Origin of the sequence: Streptomyces sp. NPDC003077 (genome assembly GCF_040611095.1) — a bacterium.
In the GTDB taxonomy this organism is placed as follows: Bacteria; Actinomycetota; Actinomycetes; order Streptomycetales; family Streptomycetaceae; genus Streptomyces.
This window is the reverse complement of sequence record NZ_JBEXNM010000041.1, coordinates 13,132-36,507: the sequence shown is the minus strand read 5'-3', so window position 1 is coordinate 36,507 and position 23,376 is coordinate 13,132. Positions and strand designations below refer to the sequence as shown.

The 23,376-nt window shown below is 73.0% G+C and carries 21 protein-coding genes; 11 read left to right on the top strand and 10 right to left on the bottom strand.

What is annotated here, in order from left to right; all coding sequences use genetic code 11:
- Positions 1–392 precede the first annotated feature (392 nt).
- The 7 genes from ABZX96_RS24635 to ABZX96_RS24605 all read right to left on the bottom strand — a co-directional run bounded on the left by ABZX96_RS24635 (position 393) and on the right by ABZX96_RS24605 (position 8,741).
- Positions 393–878 (bottom strand): Rieske (2Fe-2S) protein, encoded by a 486-nt coding sequence (locus ABZX96_RS24635; RefSeq protein WP_355548283.1) that lies wholly within the window; start codon positions 876–878, stop codon positions 393–395.
- 810 nt (positions 879–1,688) lie between these two features.
- Positions 1,689–3,911: a prolyl oligopeptidase family serine peptidase gene (locus tag ABZX96_RS24630; protein ID WP_355548280.1), complete on the bottom strand. Its 2,223-nt coding sequence runs from the start codon at positions 3,909–3,911 to the stop codon at positions 1,689–1,691.
- A gap of 129 nt (positions 3,912–4,040) precedes the next feature.
- Positions 4,041–6,581, bottom strand: a complete 2,541-nt coding sequence (locus ABZX96_RS24625; RefSeq protein ID WP_355548277.1) for an FtsX-like permease family protein — start codon at positions 6,579–6,581, stop codon at positions 4,041–4,043.
- Positions 6,581–7,387 carry an ABC transporter ATP-binding protein gene (locus tag ABZX96_RS24620; protein ID WP_355548275.1) on the bottom strand — a complete coding sequence of 269 codons (807 nt, stop codon included), beginning with the start codon at positions 7,385–7,387 and terminating at the stop codon, positions 6,581–6,583. The genes ABZX96_RS24625 and ABZX96_RS24620 overlap by 1 nt, the downstream gene beginning before the upstream one ends.
- A gap of 4 nt (positions 7,388–7,391) precedes the next feature.
- The gene (locus ABZX96_RS24615) at positions 7,392–8,156 is read right to left on the bottom strand and encodes a sensor domain-containing protein (RefSeq protein ID WP_355548273.1); all 765 of its coding nucleotides are present in this window, start codon (positions 8,154–8,156) and stop codon (positions 7,392–7,394) included.
- Positions 8,157–8,163: 7 nt separating this feature from the next.
- A complete protein-coding gene (locus ABZX96_RS24610) occupies positions 8,164–8,400 on the bottom strand; it encodes a hypothetical protein (protein ID WP_355548271.1) in 237 nt (78 codons plus the stop codon).
- Entirely contained in the window at positions 8,397–8,741 is a 345-nt protein-coding gene (locus tag ABZX96_RS24605) for a winged helix-turn-helix domain-containing protein (RefSeq protein ID WP_355548364.1), read from the bottom strand. Before ABZX96_RS24605 ends, ABZX96_RS24610 begins: the two co-directional genes overlap by 4 nt.
- 423 nt (positions 8,742–9,164) lie before the next feature.
- On the opposite strand from ABZX96_RS24605, the gene ABZX96_RS24600 reads away from it, so the two are divergent.
- The 8 genes from ABZX96_RS24600 (at position 9,165) to ABZX96_RS24565 (ending at position 17,480) form a co-directional block, all read left to right on the top strand.
- Entirely contained in the window at positions 9,165–9,560 is a 396-nt protein-coding gene (locus tag ABZX96_RS24600) for a hypothetical protein (protein WP_355548269.1), read from the top strand.
- A gap of 266 nt (positions 9,561–9,826) precedes the next feature.
- Entirely contained in the window at positions 9,827–10,654 is an 828-nt protein-coding gene (locus ABZX96_RS24595; RefSeq protein ID WP_355548267.1) for a HipA family kinase, read from the top strand.
- A complete protein-coding gene (locus ABZX96_RS24590; protein WP_355548264.1) occupies positions 10,651–11,046 on the top strand; it encodes a DUF3037 domain-containing protein in 396 nt (131 codons plus the stop codon). The genes ABZX96_RS24595 and ABZX96_RS24590 overlap by 4 nt, the downstream gene beginning before the upstream one ends.
- Positions 11,047–11,396: 350 nt before the next feature.
- Positions 11,397–12,161, top strand: a complete 765-nt coding sequence (gene fabG / locus ABZX96_RS24585) for a 3-oxoacyl-ACP reductase FabG (protein WP_355548261.1) — start codon at positions 11,397–11,399, stop codon at positions 12,159–12,161.
- A gap of 33 nt (positions 12,162–12,194) precedes the next feature.
- Complete coding sequence (locus ABZX96_RS24580) at positions 12,195–12,965, top strand: SDR family oxidoreductase (RefSeq protein ID WP_355548258.1); 771 nt, start codon at positions 12,195–12,197, stop codon at positions 12,963–12,965.
- A 243-nt stretch (positions 12,966–13,208) separates the two neighbouring features.
- Complete coding sequence (locus tag ABZX96_RS24575; RefSeq protein WP_355548255.1) at positions 13,209–13,889, top strand: uracil-DNA glycosylase; 681 nt, start codon at positions 13,209–13,211, stop codon at positions 13,887–13,889.
- Between the two features lie 433 nt (positions 13,890–14,322).
- Positions 14,323–14,931: a hypothetical protein gene (locus ABZX96_RS24570; RefSeq protein ID WP_355548361.1), complete on the top strand. Its 609-nt coding sequence runs from the start codon at positions 14,323–14,325 to the stop codon at positions 14,929–14,931.
- Between the two features lie 287 nt (positions 14,932–15,218).
- Positions 15,219–17,480 carry a translation factor GTPase family protein gene (locus ABZX96_RS24565; protein WP_355548252.1) on the top strand — a complete coding sequence of 754 codons (2,262 nt, stop codon included), beginning with the start codon at positions 15,219–15,221 and terminating at the stop codon, positions 17,478–17,480.
- Positions 17,481–17,635: 155 nt separating this feature from the next.
- Here ABZX96_RS24565 and ABZX96_RS24560 read toward each other — a convergent pair whose 3' ends face one another.
- The gene (locus tag ABZX96_RS24560; RefSeq protein ID WP_355548249.1) at positions 17,636–18,244 is read right to left on the bottom strand and encodes a TetR/AcrR family transcriptional regulator; all 609 of its coding nucleotides are present in this window, start codon (positions 18,242–18,244) and stop codon (positions 17,636–17,638) included.
- Between the two features lie 91 nt (positions 18,245–18,335).
- Between ABZX96_RS24560 and ABZX96_RS24555 the strand changes: the two genes are divergently transcribed.
- Positions 18,336–19,079 carry an SDR family oxidoreductase gene (locus ABZX96_RS24555; protein WP_355548246.1) on the top strand — a complete coding sequence of 248 codons (744 nt, stop codon included), beginning with the start codon at positions 18,336–18,338 and terminating at the stop codon, positions 19,077–19,079.
- 338 nt (positions 19,080–19,417) lie between these two features.
- Here the strand turns inward: ABZX96_RS24555 and ABZX96_RS24550 are convergent, their stop codons facing one another.
- Positions 19,418–19,951: a DinB family protein gene (locus ABZX96_RS24550; protein ID WP_355548243.1), complete on the bottom strand. Its 534-nt coding sequence runs from the start codon at positions 19,949–19,951 to the stop codon at positions 19,418–19,420.
- A 184-nt stretch (positions 19,952–20,135) separates the two neighbouring features.
- Positions 20,136–20,735 carry a TetR/AcrR family transcriptional regulator gene (locus tag ABZX96_RS24545; RefSeq protein ID WP_355548240.1) on the bottom strand — a complete coding sequence of 200 codons (600 nt, stop codon included), beginning with the start codon at positions 20,733–20,735 and terminating at the stop codon, positions 20,136–20,138.
- Positions 20,736–21,020: 285 nt separating this feature from the next.
- On the opposite strand from ABZX96_RS24545, the gene ABZX96_RS24540 reads away from it, so the two are divergent.
- Together ABZX96_RS24540 and ABZX96_RS24535 are read left to right on the top strand one after the other, a co-directional pair.
- A complete protein-coding gene (locus ABZX96_RS24540) occupies positions 21,021–22,391 on the top strand; it encodes an FAD-dependent monooxygenase (RefSeq protein ID WP_355548238.1) in 1,371 nt (456 codons plus the stop codon).
- On the top strand, positions 22,388–23,293 hold the full coding sequence (locus tag ABZX96_RS24535; protein WP_355548235.1) for a Gfo/Idh/MocA family oxidoreductase: 906 nt from the start codon (positions 22,388–22,390) through the stop codon (positions 23,291–23,293). The genes ABZX96_RS24540 and ABZX96_RS24535 overlap by 4 nt, the downstream gene beginning before the upstream one ends.
- Positions 23,294–23,376: the final 83 nt, after the last annotated feature.

Genomic DNA, 23,376 nt, shown 5'->3' with positions numbered 1-23,376 from the left:
CACGCGCGGGCGCGCGGGCCGGTCGGGGACGGGCGGCGAGGGGGACGCGGCTGACGGGGCGGAGCGGGACGAGGCTGGTGAGAGGGACGAGGACATGGTTGGCGGGACAGGAGGGAGGCGCCGCCGGGCCGACGGGACGGCCCGCGCTCTCCCCTCCCGCCGCCGGTCCCGGAGGCCGCGGAGCAGGGCCCGTCGGCGGACTTTCCCGCTCACGGCGGGCCGCTTGCCGCCCGTCCGGCCGGCTGGCGACGAAACGGCCCCTCACCGCCTTCGAACCGGCCACGCCCCGGCGGCCGGTTCTGCCCACCCAGGTTTGCGCACGCTTTGCCCGCAGCAGAGCTTTTCGAGAGTTGGTATGGACCGCAGCCCCGGGTCTCGGTTGATCCCGCGCCTCAACCGAGCCAGAGCATGCCGTTCCGCACGTGCACGCGGGCGCTCGGCAGCCCCTGTGTGGCGGGGCCGTGCCGGACGCTGCCGTCGGCGATGGCGTATTTGCTGCCGTGGCACGGGCAGTTGATCGTGCCGCCGGAGACGTCGCCCACCACGCAGCCCTGATGCCGGCAGATCGCCGAGAACGCCTTGAACTGCCCGGACTCCGGCTGCGTCACCACGACCTTCCGGTCTTTGAAGACCTTGCCTCCGCCTTGGGGGATCCCGGAGGCCGGGCCGAGTTCCTCGCCGCTGCCCGGGCCGCTGGTTCCGCCTTGCTTGGCGTTCCCGTCGCTCCCGTTCCCGCTGCCGCTTCCACTGTCGTCCCCGCTGCCTTTCCCGCTGTCGTCCCCGCTGTCGTCCTCGGATGGGGACGGTGGTGCGGACGCGCCTCCGCCGGTCGCCGGGTTTCCGGAGCCGCCCCCGCACGCCGCGAGTGCGGCGACCAACCCGGCCGCCCCGGCCGCCGCCACGACGGCGCGGCGGGTCGCGGGTGGGCCGGGAGCGCGATGCGGGGTGGCCTGGACCGGGAGGACCGGGCGGCGGTCGCCGGCGCCGCGTTCGGCGGGTCGCCTTTCCGCCGAGGTGTGGTCCGGCGTGGGAACCGGTGTCTGTGTCGATGCGGATTCTGGAGTCGGGTCCGGCGTCCGCGCCGGGGGCTGTCCCGACGTCCGCCCTGGCGTCTGTCCTGATGTCCGGCCCGACGATGGCTGTCGCGTCATGGCCTGCCTCCGGTCGCTGGTGCCTTTCGCCCGCCGCGGGGTGCGTTGGCGGCCGGCGTCCACCGCCACCCGTTCCACGGCGGTTGCACCTGTTCCATACGGATGGCGGGGCGCCGGCGTTCAGCCTCAAGCGCCTTATGGGGCAGCCGGGTTGGCACGGATCGCGTCTCGTCCCGAGAGGCTCCCCATCCGACGGACTTCCTCCCGGACCTCCTCGCGAACTTCCCCCGCGCCTCCCGGCCTCCTGGAACTCCTCGCGGACTTCCCCCGCACTTCCCGGCCTCCTGGAACTCCTCGCGGACTTCCCCCGCACTTCCCGGCCCCCTGGAACTCCTCGCGAACTTCCCCCGCGCCTCCCGACCGTCCGGGCCCCCTCGCGAACTCTCTGCGCGCCTCCTGACTGCCCTCCCCGGGCCGAGGTTGAGACCACCACGCACCGGGCATGGGCCGGATGGGGCGATCACACCCCGTAAGGGCCACCCCACCCCACCCCGTACGGGTTCACCCCCAAACCCCCCGGAATTTTGCCTTCGCGACCTAACCCGACGTCACACCCTCCCCGGCCCACCCCAGCGCCCGGTGCAGGAAATCGCTCTGGAAGCGCAGCAGGTTCTCGTTGACCGCGTCGTCGGCGGGCGAGTGGCTCGCCCCCGGCAGCGGCAGCACGCTGTGCTGCTTCCCGGCCGCCAGCAGCTCCGCCGAGAACCGCAGCGTGTGCGCGGGCGCCACGTTGTCGTCCACGAGCCCGTGGACGAGGAGCAGGGGACGGCGCAGCAGGTGGCCATTGCCGACCAGTGAGGAGCGGGCGTAGTTCTCCGGGACGGCGTCCGGGTGGCCGAGGAAGCGCTCTTTCCAATGGGTGTCGTACAGGCGCTGGTCGGTGGGCGGCGCCCCGGCGACCGCCGCGTGAAAGACGTCGGGGCGGTGCAGCACCGCCGCCGCGGCCAGGAACCCGCCGAACGACCAGCCGCGGATCGCCACCCGGTCCACATCCAGCTCCGGATACCGCGCGGCGGCGGCGCGCAGGGCGTCCACCTGGTCCTCCAGCGCGGGCGTGAGCTGGTCCCCGTGGATGGCCTTCTCCCACTTCGGGCCGCGGCCGGGTGTGCCGCGCCCGTCGACCACCAGGACGGCGAACCCTTCCTCCGCGAACCACTGCGACACGCAACCGGTCCACCCGCGCGCCCGTACCGCCATCTGGATGCCCGGCCCTCCATAGGGGTCGAGCAGCACGGGCAGCTTCCCCGTCCCCGGCTCGTGCCAGGACGGGAGGTACAGCGCCGCGCGCAACTCGCGCTCGCCGAGCGTGAGATGGGCCGGGCGCAGGACGACCGACGGTTCCTCGGCGAGCGAGGCGATGGTGCCGGCGGGGCGGCCGTCGCGCAGCACGGTCACCCGCTGCCCGTCCGGCGTGCGGCTGTCGAGGACGAGGGCAGGCCCGGCGGCCACCGCCGTGTGCAGGCCGGGCCCGTCGCTCAGCCGCGTACAGCCCGTGCCGGGCTCGTACCGCCACACGTGCGTCTCGGTCGGGTCCTCGCTCGCGGTGAACAGCACCCGCTCGCCCTGGACGCCGAGCACCTCGCGCAACTGGAGGCCCGCGGGTGTGACCGGCCCGCCGCCGTCCGCCGTCTCGACGCTCAGGTGCCGGGTGGCGTCCACGTCCCGGGCCACCACCAGGGCCCCCGACGCGGTACGGGCCGGGGTGCCGTGGACGAGTTCGACCCACGCCGGGTCGGTCCGCTCGTGCAGCGGCGTGGTCTTTCCGGTGTCCGGGTCGACGGCGAGCGTGCGCAGGACGCGCTGGTCGCGGCTCTGGACGCCGATGAGCGGGCCGTGCGCGTCCCAGCCCGCGGTGGCGAGGTATTCGTACGCGTCCCGGTCCCACCTCACCTCCGTCCCCGGGAGCGGACGCGCGCCTTCCACGGGGGCGTCCGGGGCCTCGGCGGCGTCCAGCGCCTCCGCGGGGGCGTCGGGGGCCTCGTCGACGGTCAGGACGCGCAGCGACACGTCCGCGTTCGCCGTGCCCGCGGCCGGGTACGGGATGGCGCGCGGCGCCCTCGTCGGGTGCGCCGGGTCGCTCAGGTAGCGGCGCTCCACCCGGGAGGTGTCCACCCGCGCCACCAGAAGGCGGCGGCTGTCGGGCGACCACCAGTAGCCGCGGTGCCGCCCCATGGACTCGGCGGCCACGTACTCGGCGAGCCCGTAGGTGACGTCCGGTCCCTCGGCGGCGGCCAGCCGCCGGTCCCGGCCCTCCAGATCGACGACGTGCAGCGAGCGGCCCGTCACGTAGGCGATGTGCCGTCCGTCGGGGGAGGGGCGGGGATCGACGACCGGACCGGCGGCGGACACGGGGAAGGGCTTCCCGTCGTCCGTGCGGACGACCCACAGCGCGCCCGACAGCGCGAAGGCCACGACGCGCGCCTCATGGTCGGCCGCGTACGTCACCACCCCGGTGGAACGTTCCCGCGCCCGCTCCCGCCGTGCCCGTTCGGCCTCCGGCACCCGCTCCGAGGAGGGGTCCGCAGTCCCTGTCCCGACCAGCTGTTCCGGGTCCGCGAGCAGCCGCTCCGCGCCGTCCTCGTGCAGCCAGAGCCGTCCTACGGGATCGGCCCCGCCGCCGGTACGGACGAACAGGACCCGGCGGCCGTCCGGGGAGAGGGCGAAATGGCGCGGCACCCCCAGGGAGAAGCGGCGGGTGCGGGCGAACTGGCGGGGGAAGGCGGCGGCGCCCGGGGGATTCGTGTGTGAAGAGGAAGACATTTCTATCTCCTATCTCATGGGAGAGCCGCGCCGCCTCCGGTTTTCGTGAACCGGGCGGCCGGGCAGAGCGCCATCTGGCACGGCATCAAGGGCCGCGACACCACCGCTGCGGGGGGCCGCCGCGGCGGTTCAGGCGACGGCCAGTACCTCGGCCGGGCGGTCGCGCAGGGCGGCGCGCGTGGGCAGCAGGGTGGCGGCCGGCGTCAGGAGGACCGCGAAGCCGATGACGGACAGGTAGATCCACACCGGGCCGCGAGGTATCCAGGAGCCGTCGAGCCCGATCCCGAAGGGTGCCAGCGTGGCGAGGGCGACGAAGGTGCCGAGCAGGGTGCCCAGCAGGGCGACGAGGACCGACTCGACCGTCATCATCCGCATGATCTGTCCCTGGGAGGCCCCCACCAGCCGCTGCAGCGCGAACTCGCGGCGCCGCTCGGCCGCGGCCACGATCAGGGTGTTGACCAGCGAGATCACGGCGTAGCCGATGATGGTGCCGGCCAGCAGGTAGTTGATCCAGGTGCTGGTGGCGTTGTCGTCGGCGGAGTCCTCCAGGGTGGCCCGGTCGGCGACCACGAGACCGGGCGGCCCGTCCTGGGCCAGGCCGCGCAGGGCGGCGAGCAGTGCGCGGGTGTCGGTGCCCTGTTCGCCGGAGACGAGGATCTGCGGGACGAGACCGGTGTCGGTGTGCGCGAGGACCAGCTCCGAGGGCAGGAAGGCGATCTCGAAGCCGGGCTGTGCCTCGTAGGAGCCCACGACCTTCACGGGCAGCCGGGTGCCGTCGCCGAGCACCATCTGCACGGTGTCCCCGACGTGCTGCCCGGCGTCCCCGGTCAGCGACGTGGGCAGGACGACGGTGTCGCCGCGCAGCCGCTCGAAGGAGCCCTCGGTGAGCCGCGGGGTGAGTGTGCCGGCCGCGCCCTTGGCGGAGACGCCGCGGACCGTCAGCTCGACCGTGTCGGGTTCCTCGTCCGGGTCCTCGTCGGCCGGGAGCGGCTGGACGATGAAGGCCTCGCCCGCCGTGTACGCCGTGGCCGCAAAGACCTCGGGCAGCGCCGAGACGCGGTCCACGAGCGCCGGGTCGAGCCCGTCCACCGACGAGGTCACGACCGCGTCGGCGCGGATCAGCGCGGCCTCCGCGTTCTTGGACGCCTCGGCCTGCCCGGTCTGCATGTAGAGGAGCGCGGTGGCGAGGCCGGTGACGAGCACCACGGGGGTGACCGCGCCAGCCAGCCGGACGCGCCGGGCCTTGGCGTTGTCCATGGCGAGCCGGCCGGGGAACCCGGACAGGGCGCGCAGCGGCCACTGGAGCAGGGCGGTGAGGACCCGCGTGATGCCGGGGCTCAGCAGGGCGATGCCACCGGCCCACAGCATGGCCGCCGGACCGGAGGTCGCCGCGGCCAGCGGGCCGTCCATGACCAGGGCGGTGACGAGGGCGAGCGCGGTGCCGCCGCCCAGGCACAGCAGCGCGAACAGCAGCCGGGGCACGGACAGCCACCGGCTCTGCACGGCGGACTCGGCCAGCGCGTCGGAGGGCCGGGCGAGCGCGGCGCGCCGGGAGGCGATGAACGCGGCGGCGATCGCGGCCGCCGCGGAGGCGCCGGCGCCGACGACCATGGGCACCCAACCGGCACGGTAGGCGATCTCGGGGCTGACCACGCCGCCGTCCGCGAGCAGGCCGAGCATCCAGCGGCCCGCGAACCAGCCGGGGACCAGGGCCAGCAGGGTCGCGCCGGCGGCGATGACCAGGGTCTCCCCGACGACCATGCGGCGGATCTGCCCCGGCAGCGAGCCGATGGCCCGCAGCATCGCCATCTCGCGCAGCCGCTGCTGGACCAGCAGCGCGAGGGTGGAGCCGACCACGAACACGGACACCATCACGGCGAGGCCGCCGAACACCGCGGACATCGAGATGAGCCGGGTCGAGGCGGCGAGCGCGTCGGGGAACTCGGCCTCGCCGCGGGCGTCGCCGGTCAGGGTGCGCGCCTGCGTGCCGGCCAGGGCCTTGCCGACGGCGTCGGCGAGTTCCGCGGTGGAGGCGCCCTCGGCGGGCAGCACGGCGATCGCGTCGGCCTGCCCCTGGATCCCGCCGAGCCGGGCCGCCTCGGCGTCGGTGACGTAGAACGAGGCGTCGGCGCCGGTGGCCGGGCGCAGCACCCCGGTGACGCGCAACTGTGCGCTGCCGCCGCCGACGGCGAGGGTCAGCCGGTCGCCGGTGCCGACGCCGAGCCGGTCCGCGAGCCGCCGGTCCAGGGCCGTCTCGCCCTGGGCGCGGGGCGCGGCCCCGTCGGCGAGCGGCGCGCCGGAGAGTTCGGCGGAGGACCAGCCGTGCCCGGTCAGACCGCGCTCGGGCGCCCCGTCACCGTCGGGCAGAGCTGACGCCGGGAACGACACGTCGGGCAGCGCCCGGTCGGCCTCGGGCAGCGCGGCCAGCTTCCGGGCCAGGCCCGCGTCGACCCGGGACCGCTCGGGCAGCGCGTCCCCGTCGAAGGTCTGCTCACCGGTGACCACGACGGGCGCGGCGGCCAGGCGCCGCGGCGGTACGGCGCTGTGCACGCCGGTCTCCAGCAGGGAGCCGCAGGCCACCAGGATGGTGGCGCCGAAGAACAGCGCCACGAAGGAGGCGGCGAATCCGCCCTTGCGGAATCTCAGGGTCTGGAGGGCGAGCCCGAACATCACACGGCCCCTTCCGCGTACGACCGGCCCGCCGGGTCGCCCCAGGCACCCAGGTGGGTCATGCGCTCGGCGATCCGGTCCGCGGACGCGCCGCGCAGTTCGTCCACGATCCGCCCGTCGGCGAGGAAGACGACGCGGTCGGCGTGCGAGGCGGCGACGGGGTCGTGGGTGACGACGATGGCGGTCTGGCCGCCCTGGTGCACGGACTCGCGCAGCAGCCGCAGCACCTCCAGGGCGGTGCGGGTGTCGAGGGCGCCGGTGGGCTCGTCGCCGAAGACGACCGCGGGCCGGGTGATCAGCGCGCGGGCGATGGCGACACGCTGCTGCTGCCCGCCCGACAACTCACCGGGACGGTGCTTCTTGCGGTCTCCGAGGCCGACGCGCTCCAGCACCCGGTCCACGCTGCCCGGCTCGGGCTTGCGGCCGGCCAGGCGCAGCGGCAGCGCCACGTTGTCGGCGACGGTGAGGGCGGGCAGCAGGTTGAACGCCTGGAAGACGAAGCCGATCCGCTCCCGCCGCAGCCGGGTGAGCTGCTTCTCGTCGAGCCCGGTGAGATCCTGCCCGTCCAGGACCACCGAACCGGCGGACGGCCGGTCGAGTCCCGCGGCGCACTGGAGCAGCGTGGTCTTGCCGGAGCCCGAGGGGCCCATCACGGCAGTGAAGGTACCGCGTGCGAAACCGATCGACACCTGGTCCAGTGCCGTGACGCGGTTGCGTTGGCCGCCGTAGGTCCGGCTGACGCCGGTCAGCCGGACCACGTCGTCGCCGAGGGCCGGGTGCGCCGCGGGCGCGGATGCGGTGTTCATGTGGTCATCCCCCTGAGTGCTTGGAAAGTCGGGAAGAGGTCCGGGGCCCGGCGGCCGGTGGCCCGGCGGCTCCGGAGAGCGGACCGGGTCCGGCCAGCAGCCGCTTGGCGGCGGCCAGCGGATCGGTCCGTGGTCCGAGCAGCTTGTGGGCGACGGCGGCGTGCAGCCGGGCCGCGCCGACCGCCGCGCAGACGGTGAGCGGGGCGCACGCACAGGCGGCCACGGCCACCAGGAGCGCGAGCGGGAGGTTGTCGACGTACAGCAGGCCCAGGGCACTGCCGTCGGGGAAGGCCCAGTACCACGCGGGGAAGAGCACGAGGGCGAGGGTGGTGAGCCACAGGAGCAGGGCCACCACGTCGAGCAGGAGCAGCGGGACGAAGAGGGCGACGAGGTAGAGCAGGTCGCGCAGGGTGGCCGGGTCGCTCCAGCGCGCCTTGACGGCGGCGAGCACGCCGGTCGGCTCGACGTGGCGGTAGTCGGCCGGCACCGGGGGGCCGACCAGGGCGGCGCGCGACCGCTCGATGTGCGCGGCGCCGCGCAGCACGGCGGCGGCACCGATGAGGAGGGGGAGCCCCAGGAGGCTGATGTTGAGGGCGGCCGAGACGACGAGGGTGGCCAGGCAGAAGGCGAACAGGACGGGTCCGAGTACGGCGTAACCCGCGAGGTAGGCGGTCGCGCGCCACGGCTCCGACGAGCGGAGCAGGGGTAACGGGCGGAGACCGGATAACAGGCGGGGCGCGCCCGGACGTGGGGTCGGGCTCGTAGTCATGGCGGCGTCACTCGTCCACGGTGCGCAGCAGGGCCTCGACGGAGGCGAGCCGGGCGGACAGGTCCTTCAACTCCGCGTTCAGCGCGGCCTGGTTGGCCACGGCCTCCTCGGCCAGCTTGCGATAGCCGGCCATGGCCACGGCGTCGGCGCGGTGGCGTTGCAGCGTGAAGTAGGCGACCGTGCTCAGGCTGATTCCGCCGACGACGATCAGAGTGATGACGATGGCGATGAGGCCGCCGTTCATATGGATTTTCCCTTCCTCCCGGCCTCGCGGTCCGCTTGTGCGGATTGCAGCGTGTCCTCCCGGAGCGCGGTGAGGACGGTGTCCAGCGTGATGTGTATGTCGAAGGGCATGAGTTCGAAGAACTTCATCGCCTTGCCCGTGTCGGACAACTCCAGTGAGCCGGCGACCAGTCCGGCCTTCTCCAACCGCTCCAGGTGCATGTACAGAAGCGGCCGGGAGAGGCCGAGACGACGGGCCAGTTCGCTCACGTGCACGCGCCCGTCGGCCAGTTCGCCGATGATGCGCAGTCGCTGCGCGTGGCCGACGGCCGCGAGTCGCGCCAGCAGCTCTTCACTCGTCAGGACACTCACCCCCTTCCTTCACCTGTAAAAAGAATCTGACAGGTGTAATCGGGGATGTCAATCCAACCGCCTCCCAACTCGCCCTACTCTCAATGGAGATGACCGTGCTTACGCGTCGACGGGAGCACCCCGCCTGTGCCGCCCCGGCGCCGCCACCGCCGGGCGTCACTCCCGGCCGCGTGAACGGCGCCGCACCCGAGGGATCGGCACCCGGCGGGAACGGCCGCACCGGCCACCGGACCCGCAGCGGGACGACCACGGTGATCCGGCGCTTCAAGGAACCCGCCGCCGGCCAGGCCGCCACCTGCGTGCCCCACGGCGAGGCCACCGGGCAAACACACCGATCGAACGTGAGTACGTGACGCAGCGCCTTTGAGTACCTGCCCCCGCGCCAGGCCCTCGCCGGGCGGACAGGATGGCGGCATGAGCACTTCCAGTACGCCTCACGAACCGGCTCCCGGCTCCCTCGCGGGGCCGCCCACCGACCGCCCGGCCGAGGAGACCGCGGTCGCCGGGACGGACGATCCGTACGCGGTCCCGGTGCGGTCGTTGCGCGTCTTCGCCGGGCTCGGCTTCCTGGCGCTGGCCGTGGCGTGGGTCCTGTCCCTCGTCATCAGCCTCCACCAGGCGTACAGCGGTGACGGGGCGAGCGGGCCGCTGCTGGAGGCGGGGCAGTGGGCGATGGGCTTCTCCCTGCCCGTCGGCCTCCTTGCGCTCTCCCTGCCGACCGGCATGCTGGGCCGCGCGGGCCGAAGGAATCTGGTGCTGGCCCAGTACGCCCTGGTGGTCGCCGGTCCGGTGCTGATCGCGGTGGACTGAGCGGCGGGTCCGTGCGCCGCGCCCCAGCCGGCCGGGGTCCTCCGGGGGATCGCCGCTGATCCGCTGCTGGTTCGCCGCTGGCCTGCGCAAGGGGCGAGGCGGAGCGGGTCCCTCCGGGCCGTGTCCGGAGCGGTTCGCCGCAGGGTGGGATTGGGTAATCGGGTCGATCCGATGCGGCTGCACCGATACGATTGCATCAGTATCGGTGGCCGAATCGACCGCACGTCGCTGACCTGCGGCAAAGCCCAGGAAGTAGCCTGATCCGCATGTTGTCCGAAGTCATCGCGACGCGCTACGTCACGCCCTTGCGTGAGGGCGGGTCGCTCCCGGGAGTCGTCGAAGCCGACGATCTTGGTACCTATGTCATGAAATTCACCGGGGCGGGACAGGGCCGTAAGACGCTCGTCGCCGAGGTCGTCTGCGGCGAGCTGGGCCGGCGGCTCGGCCTGCGGGTGCCCGACCTGGTGCGGATGCAGCTCGACCCGGTGATCGGGCTCGGCGAGCCCGACCAGGAGGTGCAGGAGCTCCTGAAGGCCAGTGGCGGCCTCAACCTGGGCATGGACTACCTGCCGGGATCGCTCGGGTTCGACCCGCTCGCCTTCGAGGTCTCCTCCCGCGAGGCGGGCCGGGTGGTGTGGTTCGACGCCCTGATCAACAACGTCGACCGGTCGTGGCGCAACCCCAACCTCCTGGTCTGGCACGGGCAGCTGTGGCTCATCGACCACGGGGCCACCATGATCTGGCACCACAACTGGCCCACCGCCAAGACCGCCGCCGCCAAGCCGTACAACGCCTCGGACCACGTCCTGGCCACCTTCGCGCCGGACCTGGCGTCCGCGGCGGCCGAGTTCGTGCCGCGGGTCACCGAGGACCTCCTGGCCGAGGTCACCGCTCTGGTCCCCGACGAGTGGCTGGTGGACGAGCCGGGCTTCGACTCGCCGGACGACCTGCGCCGCGCGTACGTCGAGACGCTGCTGGCGCGTGCCGGCACGATCAGCGATCAGATCGTCATGGGAGAGCGCACGGAGGACCGGCCCTCCCAGGCGCCGGGCTGGCTGGCGGCCAAGCTGCCGCCGCGGAGGGCAGTGAAGTGAGCGGGCTGCACAATGGCCGCGACGTGTTCGAGTACGCCCTCCTGAAGGTCGTACCGCGGGTCGAGCGCGGAGAAATGATCAATGCAGGTGTGGTCGTCTACTGCCACGCCCGCCGGTTCGTGGAGGCCCGGACGCATCTGGACGAGGCCCGGCTGCGGGCGCTGGACCCGTCCGTGGACGTCGAGGGGGTACGCGCCGCCCTCAACGCGGTCGAGGGCGTGTGCCTGGGTGGCGAGCGGGCCGGGCAGGCGGCGGGGGACGACGCGGGGCGCAGGTTCCGCTGGCTGATCGCGCCGCGCAGCACCGTCGTCCAGGCGGGACCGGTGCACTCCGGACTGACGACGGACCCGGCGGCCGAGACGGCCCGGCTCCTGGACCTGCTGGTGAAGTGATCCGGGAGCCGAGAGCCCGGTGATTCGCGCGGGCCGTCCGGGCGGTGCTCTCCGGCCCCTGGTGGGGAGTCGGCGGGTCCGCTCGGCGGTGATCCACCGGAGCGCCGGCGAGGTGGCCGGCAGGGCCGCTGTGGCGGCGGCCCGCGCTGGTCATAGCCGAGCTGTGGCGAGGCGTTGACAGTCGGTGGCCGGGCTTCTAGCGTCAGCTCTGCTCAAGCTACTAAGCGGTTGCTCACCTGCCACTCCTGGTGGCCCTCCCGCGCGGGACCGGTTACGCCTGATGGCCGTCTCCCGCGCCGGACCGGTGCGGCGGGCCGCTTGCCGAGGTTTCGAGACGAGGAGAACCCCGCATGTCGTCCAGCACCGAGCAGCGCACCGCCATCGTGACGGGCGCGGCCCGCGGCATCGGCGCGGCCACCGCCGTCCGCCTGGCCGCCGAGGGCCGCGCCGTCGCCGTCCTCGACCTGGACGAGGCGGCCTGCGCGGGCACCGTCGAGGAGATCACCGCGGCCGGGGGCAGGGCGCTCGCCGTCGGGTGCGACGTCTCGGACGCCGCGCGGGTGGACGCGGCGGTCGCGCGGGTCGCGGCCGAACTCGGCGCGCCGACCGTCCTCGTCAACAACGCCGGTGTGCTCCGCGACAACCTGCTGTTCAAGATGAGCGAGGACGACTGGGACACCGTCATGAACGTGCACCTGCGCGGCGCGTTCCTGATGACCCGAGCCTGTCAGAAGCACATGGTGGACGCCGGGTTCGGCCGGGTCGTCAACCTCTCCTCCAGCTCCGCCCTCGGCAACCGCGGCCAGGTCAACTACTCGGCGGCCAAGGCGGGTCTCCAGGGCTTCACCAAGACCCTCGCCAAGGAACTGGGCAAGTTCGGCGTCACCGCCAACGCCGTCGCCCCCGGCTTCATCGCCACCGACATGACGGCGGCCACCGCCGAGCGCGTCGGCATGGGCTTCGAGGACTTCCAGGCTGCGGCGGCCACCCAGATTCCGGTGCAGCGCGTCGGCCGCCCCGACGACGTCGCCAACGCCATCGCCTTCTTCACGGGCGACGCGGCCGGCTTCGTCTCCGGCCAGGTCCTGTACGTGGCCGGCGGCCCGCTCGACTGACCTGCCCACCGACCCCTCCAAGGAGCACCGGACATGACCGTGCAGGACAACGAGCTCCCCGAGCTCTCCGGCCGCGCCGCGCTCGTCACGGGCGCCAGCCGCGGCATCGGCTACGGCATCGCGCGGGCGCTGGTCGCCCGCGGCGACCGGGTGTGCATCACCGGCCGCAACAAGGAAACGCTCGACGAGGCGGTGCGCGGCCTGGGCGCGGACCGGGTGATCGGCGTCGCGGGCAAGGCCCATGACGAGGACCACCAGGCCACCGCCGTCGAGCGCGCGATGGAGGCGTTCGGCCGGCTGGACTACCTCGTCAACAACGCGGGCACCAACCCGGTCTTCGGCCCGCTCGCCGACCTCGACCTGGGCGCCGCCCGCAAGATCTTCGAGATGAACGTCCTGTCCGCCCTCGGGTTCGCCCAGCGGACCTGGCACGCGTGGCAGAAGGAGCACGGCGGCGCGATCGTCAACATCGCCTCCATCGCCGGCATCAGCGCCTCGCCGTTCCTCGGCGCGTACGGGATGAGCAAGGCGGCGATGGCCAACCTGTCGTTGCAGCTCGCCCACGAGTTCGCGCCGGTCGTCCGCGTCAACGCCATCGCGCCGGCGGTCGTGAAGACGAAGTTCGCCGCGGCGCTCTACGAGGACCGCGAGGAGGAGGCCGCCGCCCGCTACCCCATGGGACGGCTGGGCGAACCGGAGGACGTCGGCGGGGCGGCGGCCTTCCTGCTCTCCGACGACGCGAGCTGGATCACCGGTCAGACGCTGCTGCTGGACGGCGGGCTGTTCCTCAACGCCGGGGTGTGACGGGCGGGGCGCTCCTGGGGCCGCGCACGGGTGGGGGCGCCGGGCCCGGTCCGCGGCCGGTGCGGGGCGGGTGGGGCCGTCGGTCCGGCATGGGAACGGGCCGCTGAGTCGGGGTCTGGGCGTTCGTCCGCCTGCCGGAGAAGGCCGCGGGAACCGGGCGGTGGTGGGCGTGGTCGGCGTTGTCAGTGGTCGCCGGTAGGTTCTTCGGGTGAGAACGGATCGCACACCGGAGGTTGCACAGTGATGACCGACATGCTGCCCGAGTCCTGGCGCGGCGTCCTCGGCGAGGAGTTGGAGAAGCCCTATTTCAAGGAGCTCGCCGAGTTCGTCGAGCAGGAGCGGGCGCGGGGCCCCGTCTACCCGCCCCGCGAGGAGGTCTTCGCGGCGCTGGACGCGACGCCGTACGAGCAGGTGAAGGTCCTGATCCTGGGCCAGGACCCGTACCACGGCGAGGGGCAGGGGCACGGGCTGTGCTTCTCCGTCCGCCCCGGGGTCAAGACTCCGCCCTCGCTGCGCAACATCTACAAGGAGATGCACGAGGAGCTCGGCCACCCGATCCCGGACAACGGCTACCTGATGCCGTGGGCCAAGCAGGGCGTGCTGCTGCTGAACGCGGTGCTCACCGTCCGGGGCGGCGAGGCCAACTCCCACAAGGGCAAGGGCTGGGAGAAGGTCACCGACGCGGTGATCCGGGCCGTGGCCGAGCGGCCCGATCCGGCGGTCTTCGTGCTCTGGGGCAATTACGCGAAGAAGAAGCTCCCCCTCATAGACCAGACCCGCCACGCGGTGGTGCAGGGCGCCCACCCCTCCCCGCTCTCCGCGAAGAAGTTCTTCGGCTCCCGCCCCTTCACCCAGATCAACGAGGCGATCGCCGCGCAGGGGCACGAGCCGATCGACTGGCGCATTCCGAACCTGGCCGGCTGAGGGGGCGGCTTCCGGGGAGACGGCGGGCCGGGTCGCGGGGCGGATCGGCGGCTTCCGGACGGGGATGGGCCGGGCCGGGGGCGTCGGCGTTGGGGGGCGGCTGGACTGAGGGGGTGGGGTCCTCGTACGGCTCGGGTCGGTCGGTTGCGCAGGCGAGCCGGTCCGGGGAGGGGTGCGCATGCGTGGCGGGTCCTTCGGCTCGTGCGCTCGTGTGCGGGGCACGGTCGCGCGGCAGGGGCAGGGGCAGGGGCAGGGGCGGGGCCGCCGTATGCGTCCGCAGACCTCCCCGGTACGCCGCGCACGCCGAGCGCATCGGGCCGGAGCCGGTTAGCGTCGCCGGGGAAGCGCGTGCGGCGACCGGTGAGCGAGTGCGGGAGAGCGTGTGGCGGAGGAGCGGTGCGCCCGGGCGGCCGAGGACGCCGTACTGGTCCGGATGGGCCAGGCGGTCATGCTGCACCGGGGCGGCGACAGGGAAGAGGCCCGCAACCGCCTCCGCGCCCTGTGGGAGGAGGTCGGCCCACGCGGGGACCCCTTCCACCGCTGTGCCCTGGCGCACTACCTGGCCGACACCCAGGATGATCCTCTGGACGAGTTGCACTGGGACCTGATGGCCCTGGACGCGGCGGAACGCTCGACGGCCACCGCCGCCGGTCCGGAGCGGGGGAGCGCCGGGCCTGAGCAGCATGGGGCCGCTCGGGGGCAGGGGAGTGCCGGGCCTGAGCAGGACGGCGCCGGTCCGGAGCAGGACGAGGCGGGACGGCCCGGGGCGGAACGGTCCGGGGCGGGACGGTCCGGGGCTGCCGATGACCGGTCGGCGGCGCGTCGGTTCCCTCCGGCGCTCCGGGCGTTCTTCCCCTCCCTGCACCTCAGCTTGGCCGCCGACTACGCCCGCCTGGACTGCCGCCGGGAGGCCCGCGCCCAGCTCGGCCAGGCCCGGGCGGCGGTCGACGCACTGGCTGACGGCGCCTATCGCCAGAGCCTCCGCGAGGCCATCGTGCGGCTGGCCCGGAACGTCGAGGGGACCCCCGGCCAGGAGCCGTGAGGGGCGGGGCAGGAGCCCGTCACCGCCGCGCCCCGGCCCAGGGGTGTACTCCACTGCCCTCCGGCCTTCGCCTTCTTCCTGCCCTCTGGGCCCCCTGGATGGCATGCCCATGCTGCCCCTGATCCCTTGCCCTATTGCCGTCTGGCCCCCCGTAAATCGGTTGCCGGCCGGTGCCGCCATCTGTTGCACTACCCGGCGACGTCCAACGACCCCAGGAGGGGAAATGCGCACAGCTTTCGTGTCCATCCAGCAGGAGATCGCCCGCCACGCGAAGGACACGAGGCTTGATGCGCACGTTGAACTTGGGAATCCTGGCGCACGTCGACGCCGGTAAGACCTCCCTGACCGAGCGGCTGCTGCACGCCGCCGGCGTCATCGACGAGATCGGCAGCGTCGATGACGGCAATACCCAGACCGATTCCCTGGCACTGGAACGACAGCGCGGTATCACCATCAAATCCGCGGTCGTGTCGTTCCCCCTGGACGACATCACCGTCAATCTCATCGACACGCCAGGCCACCCGGATTTCATCGCCGAGGTGGAGCGAGTGCTGAGCGTGCTCGACGGCGCGGTGCTGGTCGTCTCCGCGGTGGAGGGCGTACAGGCGCAGACACGGGTGCTGATGCGGACGCTGCGCCGACTGCGCATTCCCACGCTTCTTTTCGTCAACAAGGTCGACCGCCGTGGTGCGCGGTACGACGAGGTGCTGCGCGGAATTTCCGACAGGCTGACTCCGGCCGTGATCCCGATGGGAACGGTCCACGGGAGGGAAACCGAACCGGAACCAGGTCGGGAAATCGGGTGGGGACCGGGAACGGCGGCATCCGGAAGCGCCCACTATCTGCCCTACACCGCCGCCGACGCCGTCTTCACTTCTGCACTGGCCGAAGTGCTGGCCGAGCACGACGAGGCGTTGCTGGCCGCGTACGTCGATGACGAGACGCTGATTCCCTATTCCGCGTTGCGCGCCGCACTGGTGGCGCAGACGCGGCGGGCGCTGGTGCATCCGGTCTTTTTCGGTTCGGCCGTGACCGGTACGGGGGTGGACGCACTCGTCGACGGCATCCGGGAACTGCTGCCCGCCGTGGAGGGCGACGCCGGCGGTCAGGTCTCGGGCACCGTCTTCAAGGTGGAACGCGGCCCGGCCGGAGAGAAGGTCGCGTACGTCCGTATGTGGTCCGGTGCGGTGCGCACGCGGGACCGCCTGCGGTTCCGACGCGGTGGCGGGGAAAGCGGCGAGAAGAACGGGAAAGAAGTGGCCGGGGCTGACCGGCTCGGCGGGCCCGGCGCAAGCACCAGGAAGAGCGCCGGCACCAAGAAGCGGGCGGCCAAGCGGGCCGGTGAGGAAAGGGTCACCGCGATCGGTGTGTTCCGTCGGGGTGCGCTGGCCGAACCGAGCGGGTCGGTCGTCGCCGGGCAGATCGGAAAGTTGTGGGGTCTCGGCGATGTCCGGATCGGCGATGAGATCGGTAAGGGGATCAACGAGGGGACAGGCGAGGGGACGGGCGAGAAGACGGGTGAGGAGATCGCCGAGGTGATCGGCGGCCGGGGCGGCGCGCCTCGTACGGCGAAGGGCGAGCGGCGCCATTTCGCTCCGCCGACTCTGGAAACGGTCGTGGTTCCCCGTGACCCCGCCCAAAAGGGCGCACTCCACGCCGCTCTTACCCAACTCGCGGAACAGGACCCGCTGATCAACCTCCGGCAGGACGAAATCCGGGGGGAGGTGTCCGTGTCGCTCTACGGAGAGGTGCAGAAAGAAGTCATCCAGGCCACGCTCGCGAACGACTTCGGTATGGACGTCGCCTTCCGCGCGACCACGACCCTCTGTGTGGAACGGCCGATCGGCACCGGCGCCGCCGTCGAGGTCATCGCCAAGGACCCCAATCCGTTCCTGGCGACCGTCGGACTCCGCGTCGATCCGGCCCCGCCCGGCGCCGGTGTGTCCTTCCGGTTGGAGGTCGAACTCGGTTCGATGCCGTTCTCCTTCTTCCGGGCGGTCGAGGAAACCGTGAAAGAGGCGTTGCGGCAGGGAATGCACGGCTGGGAAGTCATCGACTGCACGGTGACGATGACGCATTCCGGCTATTGGGCGCGGCAGAGTCACAGCGGCGGCGTTTTCGACCGCAGCATGTCGAGCACGGCGGGGGATTTCCGCAATCTGACGCCCCTGGTGTTGTTCAGTGCCCTGCGGCACGCCGGTACCCGGGTGTACGAGCCGCTGCACCGTTTCCGTCTGGAACTTCCGGCGGACGCCCTCGGGGCGGTGACACCGGTCCTGGCGCGGCTGCGTGCCGTCCCGGGAGCGCCCGTGCCGCGGGGTGCCGAATGCACGCTGGAGGGGGAGATCCCGGCGGCCCGCGTCCATGAACTGGAGCGGCTCCTGCCGTCGCTGACCCGTGGCGAGGGACTGCTGGAATCCGCCTTCGACCGCTACCAACCCGTGTCCGGCACGCCGCCGAGCCGGCCCAGGACGGACCACAATCCGCTGGACCGGGAGGAATACCTGCTGCGTGTCGTGCGCAGGGTCCGCGGGGGTGCCGGAGGGTAGGGAGCCACCGGCCGCGGGGCAGGGGGTCTGCGTGTTCCGGGGCCGGTGACGCCGCGTTCGTCCGGGGGCCGCGCCTTCGGACGAGCGGGAGCCCGCACGCTCCCGTCGCGCACCGAACGAGCGGGAGCCCGCACGCTCCCGCCGCGCACCGGCTGTCAGATCGGTGGCCAGTTCCGCAGTGCCGCGTCGGCCACCTTCTGGAGTTCGGAGCGGGTGGCACCGCCGACGGCCTGGACGGCGATGCCGTTCGCCACCGTCATGAGGTAACGGGCGAGCAGTTCGGGGTCCGTGCCGGGGGGCAGGTCACCCTCGTCGACGGCTCGCTGGAACCGCCGGCGGAAGCGAGCGCGGCCGTCGTCGCGCCAGGCGATGAGGGCGTCCTGGGCCACCCGGCCGGAGTCGCCGGAGGCCAGCGAGCCCTGCACGCCGAGGCACCCGGCGGGGCAGTCGGGGCGGGTGGTCGTGTCGACCGAGCCGGCGAGGAACGCCGTGGCCACCTCTCGGGCGGTCGGCTTCTCCAGCGCGCGGGCCGCGTAGGCGGCGGGACCGTCGGTGTAGCGCTCCAGGGCCTTGCGGAACAGCTCCTCCTTGTTGCCGAAGGCCGCGTACATGCTCTTGCGGGTGATGCCCATGGCGCGGGTCAGGTCGGTCAGGCTGGCGCCTTCGTAGCCCTGCTCCCAGAAGACCATCATCGCCCGCTCCAGGGCCTCGTCCGCGTCGAAGCCTCTCGGCCGGCCGATCGGCGCTTTCCGGGTGATCTCCATAGCCCCATCCTACCCTTCGATACCGATCGGTGCAGAAGTGCTACGGTTCCGTTCTGCACCGATCGGTATCTAACTTCAGGGAGATCAGGCAATGGGACAGCTGGAAGGCAAGACCGCCGTCGTCACCGGCGGCAGCACCGGAATCGGACTGGCCACCGCCGCGCGGCTGGCGTCCGAGGGTGCCCATGTGTTCATCACCGGCCGGCGCCAGGACGCGCTCGACAGGGCCGTCGAGTCGATCGGCTCCGCCGTCACCGCGGTGCGGGGCGACATAGCGGAGCCGGCCGACCTGGACCGGCTCTACGACGCGATCCGCGACCGCGGCCGGGGCCTGGACGTGCTCTTCGCCAACGCGGGCGCGGCCACGCTCGCACCGCTGGCGCAGGCCACCGAGGAGCAGTTCGATCAGATCTTCGGCGTCAACGTCCGGGGCACGCTGCTCACCGTGCAGAAGGCACTGCCGCTGCTCAACGACGGTGCCTCGGTGATCTTGAACGACTCGATCCGTGCCGACGACGGCCGGGAGGCCTTCGGCCTGTACGCGGCGTCGAAGGCCGCGGTCCGTTCCCTCGCGCGGACCTGGGCCAATGAGCTGAAGGATCGGGGCATCCGGGTCAACACGGTCGCGCCGGGAGCGATCGACACCCCCGGAGCCGACGCCGCCATCGGCGAGGAGAACGCCGCCGTCAAGGCGGAACTCGTGGCGGGGATCCCGATCGGCCGGGTCGGACGCCCTGAGGAGGTCGCCGCCGCCGTGGCCTTCCTCGCCTCCGCGGACAGCAGCTTCATGCTCGGCACCACCTTGCACGTCAACGGGGGCGAGAACCAGTTCTGACCCCGCGGGGCGGAGCCCCGACCGGCTGCGGGTGGCAAAGTGCCCGTGCATCCCTGCACCCGTGCACCCGTGTACCCGTCAGCCGGGAGGGTGCTGGGCGCGCGGAAGTTCTTCGTCCCCCTGGATGCGCTCGACTTCCGCGTCGCGATCCCGTTCGCGTTGGCGGAGTGATCGGGCAAGGAGTTTCGCAAGTCCGCCGTCCCGGTGGCGGGGCTCCCGTAGCCCGTTCGGGAGGGGCGCCCGCCCTGCCCCTTCCGGAGGGGCCGGGCGCCCATCCGCTCCCGAAGCGGTGCGGGCTCAGACTCCTGTGGCCCCGTCGATTCCCGAAGCGGTGCGGCTCAGACTCCCGTGGCCCCGTCGATGCGCTCCCGGATCAGGTCGGCGTGGCCGTTGTGCCGCGCGTACTCCTCGATCATGTGCACGTAGATCCAGCGCAGGCCGTAGTCCTTGCCGTCCGACCGGCGGTGGCCCACGTCGTCCAGCTCGAACCGGGCGGCCGTCCGGCGGGCGGCCTCCACTTCGGCGCGCCAGGTGGTGAGCGCCTCGGCGCCGGTGTCCTCCTCGGTGACGTGCCAGTCCCGGTCCATGTCGGCCTCGTCGCAGTAGACCCACGGCACGTCCTCGCCGGCGAGGACCCTGCGGAACCAGGACCGTTCGACCTCGGCCATGTGCCGGACCAGACCCAGCAGGGTCAGGTCGGAGGGTTCCGCCGATGCGGTGCGGAGCTGTTCGTCACTCAGGCCGGAGCACTTGGTTTCCAGCGTGGCGCGGTGGAATTCGAGCCAGCGCTCCAGCATGGTGCGCTCGTCGGCGACACCCGGCGGGACAGCACGCTCGGGGACCTGGGGCTGAGGGGTGTCTGCAGTGGTCATGGCGCACAGCATGCTGCCGGGTGACCCGCCTGGCCAGCGATTATCCGGAGCGTGGATGGCTGGTGCGATGCGGCGGTCCATCCTCGCGCATCGCGGAGTTCCGTCTCGTCCCACGAGCGGCGACCACGGGAACTCGGGGCTTGCCTCGTGGGGCGGTCATCTCCGTACAGCGGAGTCTCAGCCCTCACCCGCCGCCGCCCACCATCCCGGTGAGCAATTCCGTGCAACTGGCCCGCAGTTCCTGGCGGCTGGGCGAATCGGCGTGGAACTGGCCGGCCGTGCAGGAGAACAGGACGCCGTCGCACCACGCGACGAGATCGCGCGCGTGCCGCCGCGGGTCGGGGGAGCCGGCGGCCGTCAGCATCGTCGTCAACGGTTCGCGGAAGGCCTGGCCGGCCCGGTCGTAGATCGCCCGCAGTTCGGGGCGCCGGGTGGCCTCCAATGCCAACTCGTAACGGGCGACGAGCAGATCGCGGTGGCGGGCCAGGTAGCGGTGCAGGGCCCGGGACAGGGCGTCGGCGAGCGTCTCGATGCCACCGGCCGCGGCGTCCGGCATCTCCTCCGGCGCGAGCACGGACCCCTCGCGCTCGGCCAGCCGTCGTACCGCCGCTTCCAGTAGCGCCGCACGGGTGCGCGCCAGGTTGGACGTCGATCCCGGCGGCAGTCCGGCGGCCTCGTCGACGGCGCGGTGGGTGAGGCCCCGCAGGCCGCGTTCGACGAGCAGGGACACGGCCGTGTCGGCGACGAGTTCGCGGCGGGGAGCGGTGCGGGCGGTGCTGCTCATGGTGCCGATCTTAGCGCGCGGGACTACGAGCGTAGTGGCCTGTGGACTACGGCTGTAGTAACGTCGCTCTCGCACTACACATGTAGTTGCCGAGGGGGTCGGTGGTCGGTCCGGGGCGCCCGGCCGGGGCCGTCCGCACGGCCCGGCGTCACGGCATGGACAGCGCCCGGCGTCATGGCATGGACAGCGTCCGCGCCACGACACAGGCGGTCGTCCCGAAGCCCGGTCGACGCGTCATCGCCGCCCTCACTCCTCGTCCCACGTCCCGACCCAGGGAGGAAAACCATGCGGCAGTGCACCGCGATCGTCATGGGTGGCGGGATCGGCGGACTCACTGCCGGTGTCGCCCTGCACCGTGCGGGCTGGTCCGTCACCGTCCTCGAACGGGCCCGTTCTCTGGAACCGGTGGGTGCGGGCATCGCCCTGGCCCCGAACGCGCAGCGCGCCCTGGACACCATCGGCGCCGGTGACGCCGTCCGTGCCATGGCCGTCTGGCAGGTCGAGGGCGAGCTGCGGCTTCCGAGCGGGCGCCGGCTGGCCCGGACGGACAACGCGGCGTCCGTACGGCGGTTCGGGGGGCCGGTCGTCGTCGCTCACCGTGCCGATGTCGTCGGCCTGCTCGCTTCCCTCCTGCCCGAAGGGACGGTACGGACCGGGGTGACGGCCGAGCTGGCCGAACCCGGCGATCCGGGCGACCCCGCGCGCCCCGCGCGCGTCCGGCTGATCACGTCGGACGCCGTCCCGGGCGTCGTCCCGGGCGTCGAGTCGGAGGTCGAGCCGGGCGTCGAGTCGGAGGTCGAGCCGGGCGTCGAGTCGGACGTGGACGAGAACGGTGGCCACCCGCCCTCGAACCCCTCCGGCAACGTCCCCCACCTCACCGCCGATCTCGTCGTGGCCGCGGACGGCATCCGATCCGCCACCCGGCGCGCGCTCTTCCCCGGTCACCCCGGACCCCGCTACGCCGGTTTCACGACCTGGCGGGTCGTCGTCCCCACCCCCGACCGGCCCTTCCCGGCCCACGAGACCTGGGGCCCCGGACAACTGTGGGGCACCTTCCCGCTGTACGACGGCCGGACCTACGCGTACGGCCTCGCCGTCCTCCCGCCCGGCGGACGGGCGCCGGACGACGAGCGCGCCGAGTTGCTGCGCCGGTTCGGGAACTGGCACCACCCCGTCCCGGACATCCTCCGGATCGCCGACCCGGCGGCCGTCCTGCGCAACGACGTCTACTGGATGGCCCACCCGCTGCCCGCCTACCACCGGGGCCGGGTCGCGCTCCTCGGGGACGCGGCCCACGCCATGACGCCCAACCTCGGACAGGGCGGCTGCCAGGCCATCGAGGACGCGATCGTGCTGGCCCACCTGGCCGCGCCGGACGCCGACCTCGCCGCAGCCCTGCGCCGCTACACGGACGAACGGCTGCCGCGCACCATGGATGTCGTCCGCCGTGCCGCGCGGATAGCCCGCGCCGTCCGCTGGAAGGCCGCGCCCGTTCGCGCGCTGCGCGCCGCAGTCATGACGACCATGGCCCGGTGCGCCCCGGACCTGGCGCTGCGGGCCCTCGACGGCATCGCGGACTGGCGGCCTCCGGTCGGCCCGTATGCTGCCGGGACGCCGGACGCCCGCCCGGTGACGCGAACGAAGGAGGCCCCGTGAAGGTCGGCTGCATCGGACTCGGAGACATCGCCCAGAAGGCCTACCTGCCGGTGCTCGGCGCCCAACCGGGCGTGGAACTGCACCTCCAGACGCGCTCCCCGGACACCCTCCAGACGGTCGCCGACCGCTACCACCTGCCCGCCGCGCAGCGGCACAAGGACCTGGACTCGCTGCTGGCCGCGGGCCTGGACGCGGCCTTCGTCCACGCGCCGACCGTCGTCCACCCGGAGATCGTCACCCGTCTGGTCGAGGCCGGCGTACCGACATACGTCGACAAGCCGATCGCCTACGAACTCGCCGACACCGAACGGGTCGTGCGGCTCGCGCGGGAACGCGGCGTCGGCCTGGCCGTCGGCTTCAACCGCCGCCACGCCCCCGGTTACGTGTCGTGCCTGGAGCACCCGCGCGAGCTGATCCTGATGCAGAAGAACCGCGTCGGGCTGCCCGAGGACCCGCGCACGCTCGTCCTGGACGACTTCATCCACGTCGTCGACACGCTGCGCTTCCTGGCGCCCGGTCCCGTCGAGCACGTCGATGTCCGCGCCCGGATGCGGGACGGGCTGATGCACCACGTCGTGCTCCAGCTCTCGGGGGACGGGTTCACCGCCATCGGGACGATGAACCGCCGGAGCGGATCGAGCGAGGAGATCCTCGACGTCTCGGGCCAGGACGCCAAACGCCAGGTCGTGGACCTCGCCGAGGTCGTCGATCACCAGGGACGGCCCACCGTCAGCCGCCGCGGCGACTGGGTGCCGGTCGCCCGCCAGCGCGGCATCGAGCAGGTCGCGCTGGGGTTCCTCAAGGCCGTGCGGGAAGGGGAGCCGCTCACCGCCGAGGACGCGCTGCGGACGCATGAGCTGTGCGAGCGGGTGGTGACGGAGGCGCTGGCGCAGGCGGGCTGAGGGGCGGTCGGCATCGGGGGCTGGGGGCGGGCGGGGGTCCGGATGGTCGCGGATCGTTCGGCGAACCGTCCGTTGGGCGTCCG